14 protein-coding genes and 2 riboswitches are annotated in these 15,430 nt (G+C 39.1%); of the genes, 12 read left to right on the top strand and 2 right to left on the bottom strand.

What is annotated here, in order from left to right; translation table 11 throughout:
* The first annotated feature begins 263 nt into the window (after positions 1-263).
* From ACIQXF_RS19250 to ACIQXF_RS19210, 9 genes are all read left to right on the top strand, one after another.
* Positions 264-479, top strand: a complete 216-nt coding sequence (locus ACIQXF_RS19250) for a hypothetical protein (protein WP_402786189.1) — start codon at positions 264-266, stop codon at positions 477-479.
* A gap of 170 nt (positions 480-649) precedes the next feature.
* Complete coding sequence (locus ACIQXF_RS19245; RefSeq protein WP_402786186.1) at positions 650-844, top strand: hypothetical protein; 195 nt, start codon at positions 650-652, stop codon at positions 842-844.
* Positions 845-887: 43 nt separating this feature from the next.
* Positions 888-1,094, top strand: a complete 207-nt coding sequence (locus tag ACIQXF_RS19240; protein WP_402786183.1) for a thymidylate synthase — start codon at positions 888-890, stop codon at positions 1,092-1,094.
* Between the two features lie 93 nt (positions 1,095-1,187).
* Positions 1,188-1,598 carry an Rrf2 family transcriptional regulator gene (locus tag ACIQXF_RS19235; protein ID WP_402786180.1) on the top strand — a complete coding sequence of 137 codons (411 nt, stop codon included), beginning with the start codon at positions 1,188-1,190 and terminating at the stop codon, positions 1,596-1,598.
* A 75-nt stretch (positions 1,599-1,673) separates the two neighbouring features.
* Positions 1,674-2,303 carry an NAD(P)-dependent oxidoreductase gene (locus tag ACIQXF_RS19230; RefSeq protein ID WP_402786177.1) on the top strand — a complete coding sequence of 210 codons (630 nt, stop codon included), beginning with the start codon at positions 1,674-1,676 and terminating at the stop codon, positions 2,301-2,303.
* A gap of 151 nt (positions 2,304-2,454) precedes the next feature.
* Complete coding sequence (aspA, locus tag ACIQXF_RS19225; protein WP_402786174.1) at positions 2,455-3,876, top strand: aspartate ammonia-lyase; 1,422 nt, start codon at positions 2,455-2,457, stop codon at positions 3,874-3,876.
* Positions 3,877-4,019: 143 nt separating this feature from the next.
* Positions 4,020-5,267, top strand: a complete 1,248-nt coding sequence (locus ACIQXF_RS19220) for a methyl-accepting chemotaxis protein (protein ID WP_402786171.1) — start codon at positions 4,020-4,022, stop codon at positions 5,265-5,267.
* A gap of 530 nt (positions 5,268-5,797) precedes the next feature.
* Positions 5,798-6,322, top strand: a complete 525-nt coding sequence (locus ACIQXF_RS19215; protein WP_402786169.1) for a hypothetical protein — start codon at positions 5,798-5,800, stop codon at positions 6,320-6,322.
* Between the two features lie 432 nt (positions 6,323-6,754).
* A riboswitch (cobalamin riboswitch) is annotated at positions 6,755-6,938 on the top strand.
* 245 nt (positions 6,939-7,183) lie between these two features.
* Positions 7,184-7,945: a hypothetical protein gene (locus ACIQXF_RS19210; RefSeq protein ID WP_402786166.1), complete on the top strand. Its 762-nt coding sequence runs from the start codon at positions 7,184-7,186 to the stop codon at positions 7,943-7,945.
* 297 nt (positions 7,946-8,242) lie between these two features.
* Here ACIQXF_RS19210 and ACIQXF_RS19205 read toward each other — a convergent pair whose 3' ends face one another.
* A complete protein-coding gene (locus ACIQXF_RS19205; protein WP_402786163.1) occupies positions 8,243-10,183 on the bottom strand; it encodes a GTP-binding protein in 1,941 nt (646 codons plus the stop codon).
* A 191-nt stretch (positions 10,184-10,374) separates the two neighbouring features.
* A riboswitch (cobalamin riboswitch) is annotated at positions 10,375-10,561 on the top strand.
* 167 nt (positions 10,562-10,728) lie between these two features.
* Between ACIQXF_RS19205 and ACIQXF_RS19200 the strand changes: the two genes are divergently transcribed.
* The 3 genes from ACIQXF_RS19200 (at position 10,729) to ACIQXF_RS19190 (ending at position 14,520) form a co-directional block, all read left to right on the top strand.
* Positions 10,729-11,715, top strand: a complete 987-nt coding sequence (locus ACIQXF_RS19200) for an ABC transporter substrate-binding protein (protein ID WP_402786161.1) — start codon at positions 10,729-10,731, stop codon at positions 11,713-11,715.
* A 55-nt stretch (positions 11,716-11,770) separates the two neighbouring features.
* Positions 11,771-12,430 (top strand): precorrin-3B methylase, encoded by a 660-nt coding sequence (locus tag ACIQXF_RS19195; RefSeq protein WP_402786159.1) that lies wholly within the window; start codon positions 11,771-11,773, stop codon positions 12,428-12,430.
* Positions 12,431-12,531: 101 nt separating this feature from the next.
* Positions 12,532-14,520, top strand: a complete 1,989-nt coding sequence (locus ACIQXF_RS19190; protein WP_402786156.1) for a S9 family peptidase — start codon at positions 12,532-12,534, stop codon at positions 14,518-14,520.
* A gap of 136 nt (positions 14,521-14,656) precedes the next feature.
* On the opposite strand, the gene ACIQXF_RS19185 is transcribed toward ACIQXF_RS19190, so the two are convergent.
* Positions 14,657-15,430: transposase (locus ACIQXF_RS19185; protein ID WP_402786154.1), on the bottom strand; the 774-nt coding region annotated here is incomplete at its 5' end.

The raw sequence follows: 15,430 nt of genomic DNA, 5'->3' as shown, positions 1-15,430 counted from the left end.
TTTTGAGCCCAGGCATCAATTTATTGGCAGGAGAAGCGGGGTGCGGATAGAAGTTCGATGTGACGGATAGAAGAGCGAGAGTGCTGGATAGAAGAGCCGAGGTGCCGGATAGAACAGCGAAAGTGCCGGATAGAACAGTCATAGCGGCGGAAAGGAGCGGAATGACGGATAGAAGAGCCAGAGTGAAGAATAGAAGAGCCGAGGTGACGGATAGAACAGTGAAAGTGAAGAATAGAACAGTCATAGCGGCGGAAAGGAGCGGAATGACGGATAGAAGAGCGAGAGTGAAGGATAGAAGAGCCGAGGTGCCGGAAAGAACAGTGAAAGTGCCGGATAGAACTGTCATAGTGGCGGAAAGGAGCGGAATGACGGATAGAAGAGCCAGAGTGCCGGATAGAAGTACGGAAGTGCCGGAAAGAACAGCGAAAGTGATGGATAGAAGAGCCGAAGCGACGGAAAGTGACCAGAATGACGGATAGAAGAGCCAGAGTGAAGGATAGAACTGTCAAAGTGCCGGATAGAACTACCAAACTGCCTAGAATATCATAATAAAAGTGATTCCTTAATATCATGAAAATTTTTCCGATATAAGTATTAATATGGGAATGATATTGAAAATGTAGAGGTGAATGGTGTGAGGAGATCAGTGGTGTATCAATTAGATGGAAGGGGAGGAGAGCATCGTTTAAGAAAGTTGCTGATTCAGGTTCCTCAACAAAATATGGATTTTATCCAACAACATGAGCAACCAAACATCACTGCAGGATTAACCCAGGAGCAAATACATAAAATGATGCAGATCATTGAGGAGATTCGTCTCAAAGGTTATGAAGAAACACTATAAATGTAAGCGCCTTCTAAGCTATAATAGCTTGGGAGGTGTTTTTATGAACGTAATATTTGTGGACTCATTTTCTGGGGAAGAGCTTTTACAAATGATAACACAGGATGTGGCAGGCATATTAGCTGCGGCACAGGGTGAAAGTGTAACGTTTCCAGTTGGCCATTTTAAGTATGAATTTCATAACCTAGATTTTTATGAGGAAAATGGGGAATTGCGACAGGAATTAGTCATTTATGTTAAGAAAATGTAAGTGCTTTTCATTTCTTATCAGGTCTTAATAGAGCTTTTTATTTGCTTTTATTTAAACCTGTAACTATAATAGTTACAACGGGTGGTGATACATATGGTGAACAGTCGATTTTCGGTGGCGATCCATATACTTTCGCTCATTGCAACAACATCTGATAAAAGTCAGCTAACATCTGATTATATCGCAGGGAGTGTCAATACAAATCCAGTTGTTGTGCGACGTATGATTGGCGTCCTCAAAAAAGCGGGTTTGCTGTCATCGCAAACAGGTATAGCAGGATATGAGCTATTAGTGGAGCCAAAAGTTTTAACTTTACTAGCCATTTACCAAGCGATCGACGGACCAGAGCAGCTCTTTGCGATTCATGATGAGCCAAATCCTGCGTGTGCTGTTGGTCGAAAAATCCAACATACATTAGAGGGTGTTTACACATCCGTTTGGCATGCAATGGAAGAACAGTTACAAGCGCAAACTTTACAGGATGTGCTAGATCAACTTCGTTAAAAAGCGAGGTCGGTCTTTCTGTGTCTAACCTGTAACTAAAATGGTTACACTTAAAAAGTGGGAGGAATAATAAATATGAAAATTGCCGTAATTGGTGCAACAGGGAAAGCGGGACAAAAAATTGTAGAGGAAGCAGTACAACGTGGTCATGATGTAACTGCGATTGTACGCACTGCTGCGAAGGTAACAGCAACAATTCAGGTTCTAGAAAAGGATGTTTTTGATTTAACTCAAGAAGATGTGAAAGGCTTCGACGTCGTTGTCAATGCTTTTGGTGCTCCTTTTGGTCAAGAAGAATTACATGTGAAAGTAGGCCGTCATTTAATTGATATATTCTCTGGTATTAATACAAAATTATTAGTTGTCGGCGGTGCAGGCAGCTTGTTTGTAGATCCAGGGAAAACAGTTCGTGTAATGGATACGCCAGACTTTCCTGAAATGTTCTATGCGACAGCTAAAAACCAAGGGGACAATCTACATGACTTACAACAATCCACGATTACTTGGACATTTATAAGTCCATCTGCTTTCTTTGATCCAGAAGGTCCACGTACAGGTAGCTACACTACTGGTGAAGATCATTTATTGGTAAACGTAGCTGGAGAAAGTTATGTCAGCTATGCGGATTTTGCCGTTGCTATGTTAGATGAAATTGAACATCCAAAGCATGTGAAAAGTCGTTTCACAGTCACTTCAAATAAATAATATTTACAGCCGGGCGTATTAAATACGCTCGGTTTTTAGCATATAATAAGTTATTTTAAAGGACTTTTTCATTTTACAGAAAAATGACTGTTTACAATACTGGATTAATTAGCTACTATCAAGTGTGAGTATTAGATTAAAGGAGACGACAATGATGTCCACACAACGTATAGAAAAAGACTTTTTAGGTGAACGTGCATTACCAAGCAATGCTTATTATGGAATTCAAACGCTTCGTGCAACTGAGAATTTCCCGATTACAGGTTACACGATTCACTCAGCACTTATTAAAGCGATGGGTATTGTAAAAAAAGCAGCTGCATTAGGTAATATGGAAGTACACCTATTATCAAAAGAAATCGGAGACGCAATTGTCGAAGCAGCACAAGAAGTGATTGATGGGAAATGGGATGCGGAATTTATCGTAGACCCTATCCAAGGCGGTGCAGGTACATCGATTAATATGAATGCCAACGAGGTCATTGCTAACCGTGCCTTAGAGATTTTGGGCAAAGATAAAGGGAACTACCAAACAATTAGCCCAAACAGTCATGTTAATATGTCACAATCAACAAATGATGCTTTCCCAACAGCAATTCATATCGCTGTTTTAAATTTAATAGATGAATTACTGCTAACAATGGATAATATGCAAGCGGTATTCCACCAAAAAGCAGAGCAATTTGCACATGTTATTAAAATGGGCCGTACACATCTACAAGATGCAGTGCCAATTCGTTTAGGACAAGAATTTGAAGCTTATTGTCGCGTTATCAATCGTGATATTGTGCGTATTCGTCAAACTCGTCCAAATTTATATGATGTGAATATGGGCGCAACAGCTGTTGGTACAGGATTAAATGCATTCCCAGATTACATTAAATCTGTAGATGAGCATCTTGCTGAAATTTCAGGTTTACCGCTTAAAGGCGCTACACATTTAGTGGATGCAACGCAAAATACAGATGCTTATACAGAAGTATCAGGGGCATTAAAAATTTGTATGATCAATATGTCTAAAATCGCGAACGATTTACGTTTAATGGCATCTGGTCCACGTGCGGGCTTAGGGGAAATCATTTTACCAGCTCGTCAACCGGGTTCTTCTATTATGCCAGGTAAAGTAAACCCTGTTATGCCAGAGGTTCTGAATCAAGTTGCGTTCCAAGTAATCGGAAATGACCATACAATTTCATTAGCATCTGAGGCAGGTCAATTAGAATTAAACGTTATGGAGCCAGTATTAGTGTTTAACCTAATTCAATCAATCAGTATTATGAATAACGTGTTCCGTGCGTTTACAGAAAACTGTTTAAAGGACATTGAAGCAAATGAAGACCGTATGAAAGAATATGTGGAAAAAAGCGTTGGCGTGCTAACAGCAGTAAATCCACACATTGGCTATGAGGTAGCTGCGCGACTTGCACGTGAAGCAATCCTATCAGGTCGTTCTATTCGTGAGCTTTGCCTTGAAGCGGGTGTCTTAACGAAAGAGCAGTTGGATTTAATTTTAGATCCATACGAAATGACACATCCAGGTATTGCTGGATCAAGTATTATGAAATTTAAATAATGATCAAAAAAGCACTTTGTAGAGCAAAGTGCTTTTTTCTATGCCTAAAATATTACAAAAAGTAGTGCTTTTTTCTATGCTTTTTAGGAAAATTAAACTATAATGACTACATTGAAACACTATTATAGTTGGGGGAATTCAGTATGAGTTTACAAAAAAGAAGTATAATTGGCTTTGCTACTTTGAATGTTCTAATGATTGTTATTTTAATCATTGACCTAGCAAATTTATCTTCATTAGATTGGCTGTCTACAGTACTAACGATACTGGGGATTGCTATGACACTGTCCTATATTTTCTATGTAAAATATAAAATTATTAAGCCAATTAAACAATTAGCAGCATCTGCTCAAGCAATAGCAGAGGGAAATTTGCATACTGTTCATATTGAAGTGAATTCCAATGATGAAATTTCAGAGTTAGCAAAAGCGTTTGTAGAGATGAAGGAACAATTACATACCATGACACAAAAAATTGCGAATAGTTCAGCGGATTTATCGGCAAGTATTGAGGAGCTATCAGCAAGTACAAATGAAATTACGACTGCAGTTGAGGAAGTTGACTCACAAATGGAGAAAACGACAGATGGTCTGAAGCGAGTAGCACAATCTGCCAATGAAAGTGCTATTTCTATGCAAGAAACCGCTGATGGTATTGAACGTATTACCGTAGCAACGCAAGATGTTTTTGATCATGCAAAAGAAGCCAATGAAATTGCAGGCAATGGAGCAGAAATATTACATGTCGCTAAAAATCAAATGCAGTTTATCTCAACTTCTACCGAAAAAACGAGCGAATTGATGCAACAATTATCAAACAAAATGACCGAGATTAAATCCATGACCGATATGATTACGGGCATTACAGATCAAACAAATTTGCTAGCATTAAATGCGGCGATTGAAGCTGCACGTGCTGGAGAGCATGGGAAAGGCTTTGCAGTGGTAGCGGAGGAAGTTCGTAAATTAGCAGAGCAATCGAAGGATTCAGCTATTCAAATAGTCGATTTAATAGTCGGTATTGAAACTGATACAAAGCAAGTAGCATCATCTGTAGAAGGAGATTTGAAAAATGTACAACAGGGCGTCTACGTCATCGACGAGGCAACAAAATCATTCGGTACGATCTCTTTACATGTTAGTAAAATGACGAGTCAGCTAGAGGATATTTCTGCAACAGCTGAGGAGCTTACAGGTAGCGCTCATGAGGTTACAAAACTAGTAACAACGATTGCCAATGGAATGGATACATTGTCTAATTATACAGAAGTTGTTTCACAGTCAGTGGATGAGCAAAGTGCCTCCATGCATGCAGTCAATTTGGTATCACAAGACTTATGTGTACAAGCCGAAAATTTACAAAAGCTTACACATCGATTTAAAGGACAATAAAAACATTTAAATGGGCTATTTTGCAGAGATTCATTTTCTGCGGAATAGCTTTTTAAAGTGCAATATTTCTATTTAAAAACGTATTTAACCACTTTTCTAATTATTTACTGAGGAAAGTGGTTTTTTGTATAAGGGGTTTCGTTAATTGATCTACCATTAATACTAATAATCTATAGAAAATGCAGCGCAGTAGGTTCGATTTATATCTAAACATGAATGAGGTAGGTGACATTATTTACAAGAGGTAGCTATACGCAAAGATTGTTTCAAGCAATAACGCGTTAGAAAATTCCCTGTCTGTCTTATAATTGGTATAATATTGTAAATGTAAAAGGGTGGGGGAATTAAAATAGAAATTAATTTTAAAAGCTTTTTGAGAGACAATGATATTCAAATAGCTATGGAACACGGAGATATCACATCGAAAGAATTGACCATGTTTATTATTTCGGCTGTTTTCGTATAGATTGTTGGAGCCAGTATTATATAGGAATTATTCAAGTGACGATTCAAGAAATGAGGAATACTAGATGACAAAAACGTTAGTTGACAAGGCAAAGAGTATTTTAGAAGGAATCGAAATTGGATTTTTTGATACAGCTAAAAATTGGAATGTAGATAATTATGATGAGTATTATAAATATTTTTCACATCCAGATTTTGAAGTAAGAAAGTATTCCCTTCTTATTTTTGCTGCTGGTCTTGGTAATTGGCATATAGGTTCAGCCAATATCTTTCGCCCCATTGAAAAAAAAGAAAAGTGGTTCAATTCGTTTAAAGACAAGATGTATTATTTCGAAGATTACGTTAGGTCGTTTATAGACAATAGAGAAGCCATTAAACAAGAGTTTCCCATTTTACATAACGCAATTGCACTTTATTTAATCCGGTTAGATAATGAAAAGCGTTTTGAATATATTTTTAGTTCGGTTGATAAGCAATTGTTCATTGTACTTAGACAAGTGTTAATTGATTCAGGACTTGAAGTAAAACATCAATATAACTTTAATGACCTCTTAAGAGAAGTAGGGCTTCCAACTTTTTTTAAAAATTAATTGAGAGGGGCAAATTCTTTGGAATTTGAAGGGAGTTTAAAATTTCTAGATGAAAGGATTGATAATCAAGTTAGTGTATTGATTGTATTTGGTTTGATTTCCATTTCATTATTCACTGGCTTATTAAACTAACGGACAGCTTTAGTTTAAGAAGATAGCATAACTAGAAGCAACAAACTTTGAGAAAACTTTCTCATCAACTCGAGGATTCCGACTTCCAATCGGCATTTGATTCCCACTATATTAAGCAAGAAGTAAAAAACACCTCACGCTTGTAATATAAGTGGCGGATAGATTGAATAGATAGCAAACTAGGGTTACTCTTAAATGAGTATCCCTTTTTTTGACTTTTAGTAGAGTACATATTACAATGTAAACCAATAGTTAAAGAAGAATAGTTTGTCTACTATTTTTCAGGTCAATTTGACAACTTAATAACGTGTAATAATAGGTGTAAATTGCGTGCAATTTACTGAAAAGGGAAGTCGGTGCAAATCCGACACTGTCCCGCAACTGTAAATGTGAGTGACTTTTCGGATACCACTGTCTATAGACGGGAAGGAGAAAAGAAGCGTTGACCATAAGTCAGGATACCTGCCTATTATGAGTACACACCATAACCCTACGAGGAATAGGAGGTGGCATGTTGACAAAACAGAATGCTCTGTTTGTCACAGTACGTCAAACGCCCAAAATAGAAGAAGTTACTTGGATACGTTCCAATACTTTTAGATTTGGGCATTGTTTGACAATCTGTGATGAATGATAAAGATAATATGAAGGATTTCCTCTAATTGTAGGAAATCCTTTTTTTATTGATAACTTCCGTTTTTAAAATATGTACGAAAAGAGGATGCACATATGACGAATATTCATGTATGGTCAGCGCAGGAAACACAAAATGGGGATATGAAAATTTGTAAGCAGCCACGCACAGAAGTTGCCAAGCAAATAAAAACGAGAATGGTAGTCGAATCACTTATCGATCAGCTATTAGCAACTGGACTGATTAGTAACGAGCGACTATTTGAACAAATTTTATATAACAAGGACATTATTTGGATTCAGAATGAAGGTTTTCAGGGTCATCTTTTTGCCAAAGCAGATATTACAAATCAACTAAAAACGAAAACGAATAGCTTTATGATGTATATGCCCACAAATCCGATTGTTTATGAGGTAAACGGGGAGGCCTATCATTTAATCACACGTATCGATTCGACTCGTGCTAAACCAAATTTAGAACGGCTTTCGTTAGAGCCCAAGCCCATACTAAGTGCCGCTCGCGTCAATGATTTACTATGCTCGATCGTTATGCGCTTTTATGAAACCTATTTGGCAGATTTATCACGAATCACTCAAGACGACAAGCTAATCAATTTGGTAGAGCGAGAGTATAAGCAATTTTTACAAGCGGTGAAAGAATTAAATGCTGTCCATTTAAACTGGCATCCGCGTGGTAACGGGCATGAGCTACTGCTGGAATTGATTAATAATTTGCAACTTTTGAAAACTCGACCGGGCAAGGTATTAATAGATTTTTACAATTCTCATATCTATGCCGTTGTCGAACCTTCCTATCACTTTTTCAAACAAACAAAGCAAACTGTAAAAGCTTTGTAATAAAAGATTTACAATACTCGCGGAGTAGGGATGAATGTAGGGATGAATCCCCGCGGAGTGAAGGTGAAATACCCGCGCGTCAGCAAAGAATACCCGCGAAGTGAAGAGAAATACCCGCGCGGAAGGGAAGAATACCCGCGAAGTGAAGAGAAATACCCGCGCGTCAGTAAAGAATCCCCGAGAAGTGAAGGGAAATACCTGCACGCAAGCAGAATCCCCGCTGAGCAGAGGCAAAAACCCGCCCCACCAGCAAAAAACTGTACTTGATTCAATTCATCAAGTACAGTTTTTTTTGATTTATTTCAGGCAATGCATTGCTGCTTGCGCTTCATCCCACGGAACGGAGTAGCCCTTGCCTTTTGCGCAAAAAATACTAGAGGACGAATACTCAGGATCGGCATTTTTATCGTAGCCAATTTGGGTAATAATTTCTTCTGTATTATGGCACGCATCATAGCCATCAAATTGTAGAGAGAGTGCACCTTTACCATTGGTGTAGGCAGCAAAGGTTGTGCTGTAGCTCATAAATGTTGCGACAGGGGCACGGCCCGTTAAAGTTACATCATTTTCTGTGATGATTGGCGTGCCAAATGTACCTGATGCTTGCTGGATATCGGTCATCATGCGACCGATAAAATCACTAGGGGCTTTGAGCTTAAAGCGGTAATAAGGCTCTAGTAGCACATTTTCTGCTTGTTCAAGTCCTTGTCGTAATGCACGGAAAGTGGCCTCTCGAAAATCGCCACCTTCTGTATGCTTAATATGTGCACGCCCTGTTAACAGGGTGAAACGGATATCTGTTACAGGAAAGCCTGTTAACAATCCGTGATGGTCGCGCTCGAAAAGATGTTTTTCAATGAGCCGCTGATGCCCAACCGATAAATCGTCTGCATGGCAAGCATTGATAAATGTATGACCAGTCCCACGTGTATTTGGCTCCATTAATAAATGGACTTCTGCATAGTGCTTTAATGGCTCAAAATGGCCGTAGCCTGTGACCGTTGTGGCGATCGTTTCCATATATAAAATTTGTGGCTCTCCGAATGACACGTCTAGTGAAAAACGGTTGTTGAGCACTTCGACAAGAACCTCGAGTTGGATGACACCCATAATATGTACATGAATTTCTTGAAATTTCTCATGCCAAACCACACGTAAGGAAGGCTCTTCCGCTTCAAGGACACGAAAAACTTTTAAGACTTCCTTAATATGCTGATCGCCGTCATATTGTACATTGGCCTGCAAGGTTGGCACTAATTCATAGGGCTGCGGGTTGCTAGAATGACCAATGCTAGCCCCAATGTTTGCTAGACTAAGCCCTTTTACTGCGAATATCTCCCCAGCTGTAACCTCTTGTACAGTTTCGTAACGACTTCCGTTATATAATCGAATCTCCGTCACTTTTTCGGTTACATCGCCAAACGAAAATTCATCACGAACATGTAACGTTCCTTGTAAAGCTTTGATAAAAGTTAAGCGTTGATGTCCATCATGGCGAATTTTAAACACTTCGCCTTGAAATGGTTTTTCAGTATTAAAATGTGTCTCCGTAAGTAATGGGAGCTGGGCTAGAAATTCCTTGATCCCTACATCTTTTAAAGCGGAGCCAGCAAAGCACAAAAAGGCCTTTTCCTGTTTAACCATCGCTTGGAGATGAGGTAGACAGCGAGAGCTTTCTAATGTTTCGCTAAGAAAAGCATCGAGAAGCTGCTCATCTCGTTCTGCGAGCCATTCCATCATGTCATAGGGAACGTTGTCAGAACGGAGCAGTTCATCTACTAATAATACATCCTCAGAGCAATCTTTTCGAAGCTGTGCCATAACACCTTCAACATTTGCACCTTCACGATCCGTTTTATTGATAAAGAAGAAGGTTGGCACATGATATTGGCGTAATAGTTGCCACACCGTTTCGGTATGACCTTGTACGCCCTCGACGGCACTAATAATAATGATGGCATAATCCATCACCCGAATAGCACGCTCCATCTCTGGAGAGAAATCGACGTGCCCAGGTGTATCGATTAATGTGTATGTATCGTTGCCAATCGTCATGCGGCCTTGCTCGGCAAAAATTGTAATACCTCGTTGACGCTCCAACTCATGATTATCCAGAAATGTATCCTGATGATCCACTCGTCCACGGGCCTGAATACTGTTTGTATGAAAAAGTAATTGCTCTGAAAATGTTGTTTTTCCTGCATCAACATGAGCGAGTACTCCAATCGTTTTATGCATAATAAAATCCTCGTTTCTATTCTTCGTTCGTTATTATTGTAACAGAATTAAGTTGAAAAATATTTCGTGTAAAATAGTTAGTGATGATGTCGGAATAGTGCTAAAATATTCATGATTATTATGAAATGGATTTTTTTGTGAGATTGCGAACAAAATTTTCTTCTGCTAGTCTAGCATTAACATTTCCAACAAAAATATAACAACCTATTGGTGCAAATGGCCTTTGTCATTTGCTTAAAAGGGAAATCGGTGCGAATCCGATGCTGTCCCGCAACTGTAAATGGGGAGTCTATACATGATGCCACTGTAGCCACGCTATGGGAAGGCGTATAGATGATGAACCTAAGCCAGGATACCTGCCAATATGTATTTTTTACTAGAAACCACGAGGATGGAGATAGTGAATAGGTTGAAGAAACCGTCTTTCACTATGCTTACCTCTTGGAAACAAGGGGATTTTTTTATGCCCTTTTTTAAAACGTACTTAGTAGCAAAGAAGTCTGCTGATTTCTTTCTATAGATTGCACAACAAAGGAGAAAAGGATATGAAGAAATGGAAAAGCATGTGGCTCGTCTTTGCCATAGCCCTGCTCGCTATATTGGGCGCGTGTAATGCGAAGGAAGGGGCTACACAGAGTGGGAAGATAGAGCCTTCACAAGCGGAAACGACAGAAATAACAATTGACAATAATGGTACAACTCAAGTATATAAAGAGGCACCCAAAAAAGCGATTAGCTTAAATCAGCATGTCACAGAAATTATGCTAGCTTTAGGCTTAGAGGATTCAATGGTAGGTACGGCGTATTTAGACGACAAAATCTATGAGCCGCTACAAGCTGCTTACGATAAAGTGCCAGTGTTAGCTGAACAATATCCCGCAAAGGAACAGGTCATCGATGCAGAAGCGGACTTTTTATATGGAGGCTGGAAAAGCGCCTTTGGAGAGAAAGGTGTTGGTACTCCGGAAGAGCTTGAGGCATTAGGAATTCACACGTATTTGCATACAGCCTCTAATATGACGAAACCAACTTTAGAAGATATTTTCACAGATATCCGAAATATCGCGAAAATTTTCCGTGTCGAGGATCATGGAGAAGCATTAATTGCACAAATGACGAAAGACGTTGATGATGTTCGTGCAAAATTACCTCAAAATGGAGAAAACCTACGTGTTTTAGTGTTTGACGGTGGTGATAAAGATGTCTTTACTGCTGGACAAAACTTTATGAATGAACTTGTGACCATTGCTGGCGGTAACAATGTTTTTGGTGATGTGGAATCGGGTTGGACAACTGTTTCCAAGGAAGATGCTGTGGATCGTAATCCCCAAGTGGTGGTTGTCATTGATTACGGAGAAACAACAGCAGAGGAAAAAATTAATTTCTTAAAAAATGATCCGGCATTAAAGGAAATAGCAGCAGTGAAAAATGAATGCTTTGTCATCCTACCATTATCAGCGGCGTCTGAGGGGGTTCGTGCTGCAGAAGCGATTCAAATTTTGGCAAAGGGCTTCTATCCTGACAACTTTTAAACTATCATTAGGAGCTAGCAATTTGCTAGCTCCTTTTTCATAAGGAGAGTTATCAATGAATGCATTTCGTTCGAATATACCAGACAAAACATTTGAAAAGCTAAATCACAATGGAGAATTTACACGTCTTGCTGTAAACCCAGGTATTATTAATAAACATTATACAGCACCGCAGTTTCAAACCATCGCTAAGGTCGTTGGGGACACTGGTGCCATCAAATATTCTGCATCCTACAGTATGTTATTGTCGATTCCAACTGTTGATGTAGCTAGAACAATAGAGGAGCTACAGGACGCTGGCTTGTATGTGGTTATGCCAGGCCCTATTGTATCGATGAAAGCCTGTGATTTTTGCGATGGCGATATGATGGAGGCAGCACCGATGACAGAAAAGCTCTATCATTCATTAGAAGGAACCGCTGTCCCGACAAGATTACGTGTCAACGTCAATGGCTGTGCATCTGCCTGCTATAATGCGGTTTATGATGATATTGGCCTTGTCTATCAAAAGGATAGCTTTGATGTCTATTTAGGGGCAGTGCCAATGGGGGCGAATGCACAAGCCGGGACGCTTTTTGCCAAAAAAGTGCCAGTTGACTGTATTGAAAGCCTTCTGCAAGAAATCATTTGTCTCTACAAGGAGCATGCTCGCCCAAATGAACCCTTTTATAAATTTTATCGTAGAACCAAATGTGCGGATTATTGGAAACTTTAATAATCTTTAATCATTTTTTATTTTCTGAGAAGGAATAATACTTAGAGTGTCTAAATATTGTACTATGTAATGAAATTTTCAACACAAAGGGGATATTAAATTTGACATCAAAGCAAGGAATTCAACCAGAAGATCTATATCAATTAAAATCAGTGGCAGATCCACAACTATCACCGGACGGAACCGAAGTTATCTATGTTGAGACGTATATTGATGACAAGAAAAAAGATTATATATCTAATTTATTTTACATAAACATGCATGAGAAAAAACCTCAGCAATGGACGTTTGGTGAAGATAAAACGAATTCACCTGTTTGGTCTCCTGATGGCAGTAAAATCGCGTTTGTGTCAACGAGAAATGGCAAGCCGCAAATTTTTGTACTTTCTAAAGCAGGTGGGGAAGCACAACAAGTTACTAATTGTAAAAACGGTGCGACATCACCGACCTGGTCTCCGTGTGGTGAGAAAATTGCCTTCTCAGTAAAGCTTGGTAAAGATGAAAACATTTATGATAAAGCTGAAAAGGATAAGAAAGAAGACAAAGAACTAAAACCACTTGAAATAGAAAAGATGAAATATAAATCAGATGCAGCTGGATTTATAGATATGGAGCAATTTTCTCAAATTGCCATCGTCCATCTTGAATCGGGAGAATTAGAGCTAGTGACGGAGGGGAAACATAATTTACAACTTGGTTCATGGTCTCCAAACGGAAAATATCTATCTTACATTGCAGACTTAACAGAGGATCTTGATTTTTCATTCATAAGTGATATTTACTTATTGGATTTAGATACGAAACATGGTCGCAAGCTAACGGAAGGAACAGCGGTGTTTTACCAAACCTCATGGTCTCCAAACAGCCGTTATATAGCTTATGTAGGCAGTGAAAGAGAATTTGAAAATGCAACACAAACAAAGCTATGGATGTATGATTTGGAAAATAACCTTACGACATGTGTTACAAGTGATTTTGACGCGCCAGTTGGTGATTTTGTAATCGGTGATTTCCTTCAGGGGGTAGTTGCTCCACGTGTCCAATGGTTAGAGGATAACAAAAGCTTTTACTTCCAAGTGACAGATCACGGAAATACAGCCATTTATTTTGGCAATCTTTCGGGAGAATTATATCCTGCCATTCATGATGATCAGTATGTTTATGGTTTTTCACTTGATCGAAAAAATAATAAAGCGGTAGTAGCAATCAGCACAACGACAAATCCTGGCGATCTATTTTACGTCAATTTAAATACGGGTGAAAAGGAACAGCTTACGAACGTCAATGAGGAATTTTTAAAGACGAGAGAATTATCTGCTCCAGAAGCTATTGAATACGAAGGGGCAGACGGCTGGCAAGTAAGCGGTTGGATGATGAAGCCTATTGGCTATGAAGAAGGGCAAAAGTATCCACTTATCCTTGAAATCCATGGTGGTCCGCATGCTATGTATGCCAACACCTATTTTAACGAATTTCAAATCCTTGCTGCACAAGGTTTTGCGGTTCTATATACGAATCCTCGTGGTAGCCATGGCTACGGTCAAAAATTTGTGGATGCAGTCCGTGGTGATTATGGTGGAAATGATTATCAGGATCTAATGGCAGCTGTTGACTTTGCATTGGAGCATTATGATTTCATTGATCAAGACCGTCTTGGTGTTACAGGCGGGAGCTATGGGGGCTTCATGACAAACTGGATTGTTGGACAGACAAATCGCTTTAAAGCCGCTGTTACGCAACGTTCCATTTCTAACTGGATTAGCTTTTATGGCGTAAGTGATATCGGCTATTACTTTAATGACTGGCAAATCCAGGCGGGACTAGACGATATAGAGAAGCTATGGAATCATTCACCGCTTAAATACGTGGATAAGGTGGAGACGCCACTGTTAATTTTACACAGTGAAAAAGACTATCGCTGTCCGATTGAACAGGCAGAGCAATTATTTATCGCCTTAAAACATCGTAAAAAAGAAACAAAATTTGTTCGTTTCCCTGAAGCCAATCATGAACTTTCAAGGAGCGGAAAGCCAACGTTAAGAATCAGTAGACTAGAATATATTCGAGATTGGTTTGTGAAATATCTATAAGAGTAAAAGAGTGGCCCAACATTTAGGAGGGCACTGAAAAACTTATGTTTTCATAAAAGCGAACCTTTCTCAGATAAAAATAAGGCACTTCTTGTTCAATTTTGAACAGGAAGTGCCTTATTTCTGTCTCTATTCCTTATTCATTTTCATTTAGTAGCTTTAATATCCGTTTCAAATTGACAGCGAATATCGTTGTGGCACCTTGAATTTCCATGCCAAATAGACCCGCAGTCGATGCCGTATCGTACCCGTGTCCGTTTTTTAATTCACTGTTCTTCGCTTCTACTTTGTAGCGATTTGCGGCTAATTGCTTAAAGGCTTCCGTATTTTGAAATGCTTCTTGTTCGGCATGTGTATCCGACTTAATTGTGACAGAATACGTTTTACTCTTTGCGTCTTCTTTATAACAGCCCTCTCTCATTGGACATACTTTGCATTTTTCAATATCAAAATAATATGTCTGACTTTGACTCTTACTCGTTCCTTTTTTACCCGTACGTGCTTTTCTTGTCGCGAGATGACCGGCCTTACAAACAAACATTCCAGCGTCTTTATTAAACTCAAACTTGTCTTCTTCTTTTCGTGGTCCTTGTGTAAGAATAGGATTCAACTTTGCCACAAGCGCGATTTTCTCTTCTTTTGTATATTCGATATTTGCCTTTTCAGAGTAAGCTGCGTCTCCAATAACCGTATTAATTTTCATACCTGCTTGTGTGCTTTTTTCAATTAATTCTTGAAGATATTTTCCATCGCTTTTTTCACCTGTTGTAATGACAGCCGCTGTAATAATACGTTCATCACTCAACGCGATATGTGTCTTATACCCGAAGAAAGAAGATTCCGACGTCTTATGCCCTTTTCGCGCATCCGCATCAGAAGAGTAATTTAGATGTTCTTGGAAATCTTCTAC

Source organism: Lysinibacillus sp. NPDC097231 (genome assembly GCF_044761885.1).
In the GTDB taxonomy this organism is placed as follows: Bacteria; Bacillota; Bacilli; order Bacillales_A; family Planococcaceae; genus Lysinibacillus.
The sequence above is the reverse complement of the archived record's forward strand: the minus strand, read 5'-3'. Positions and strand labels throughout refer to the sequence as shown.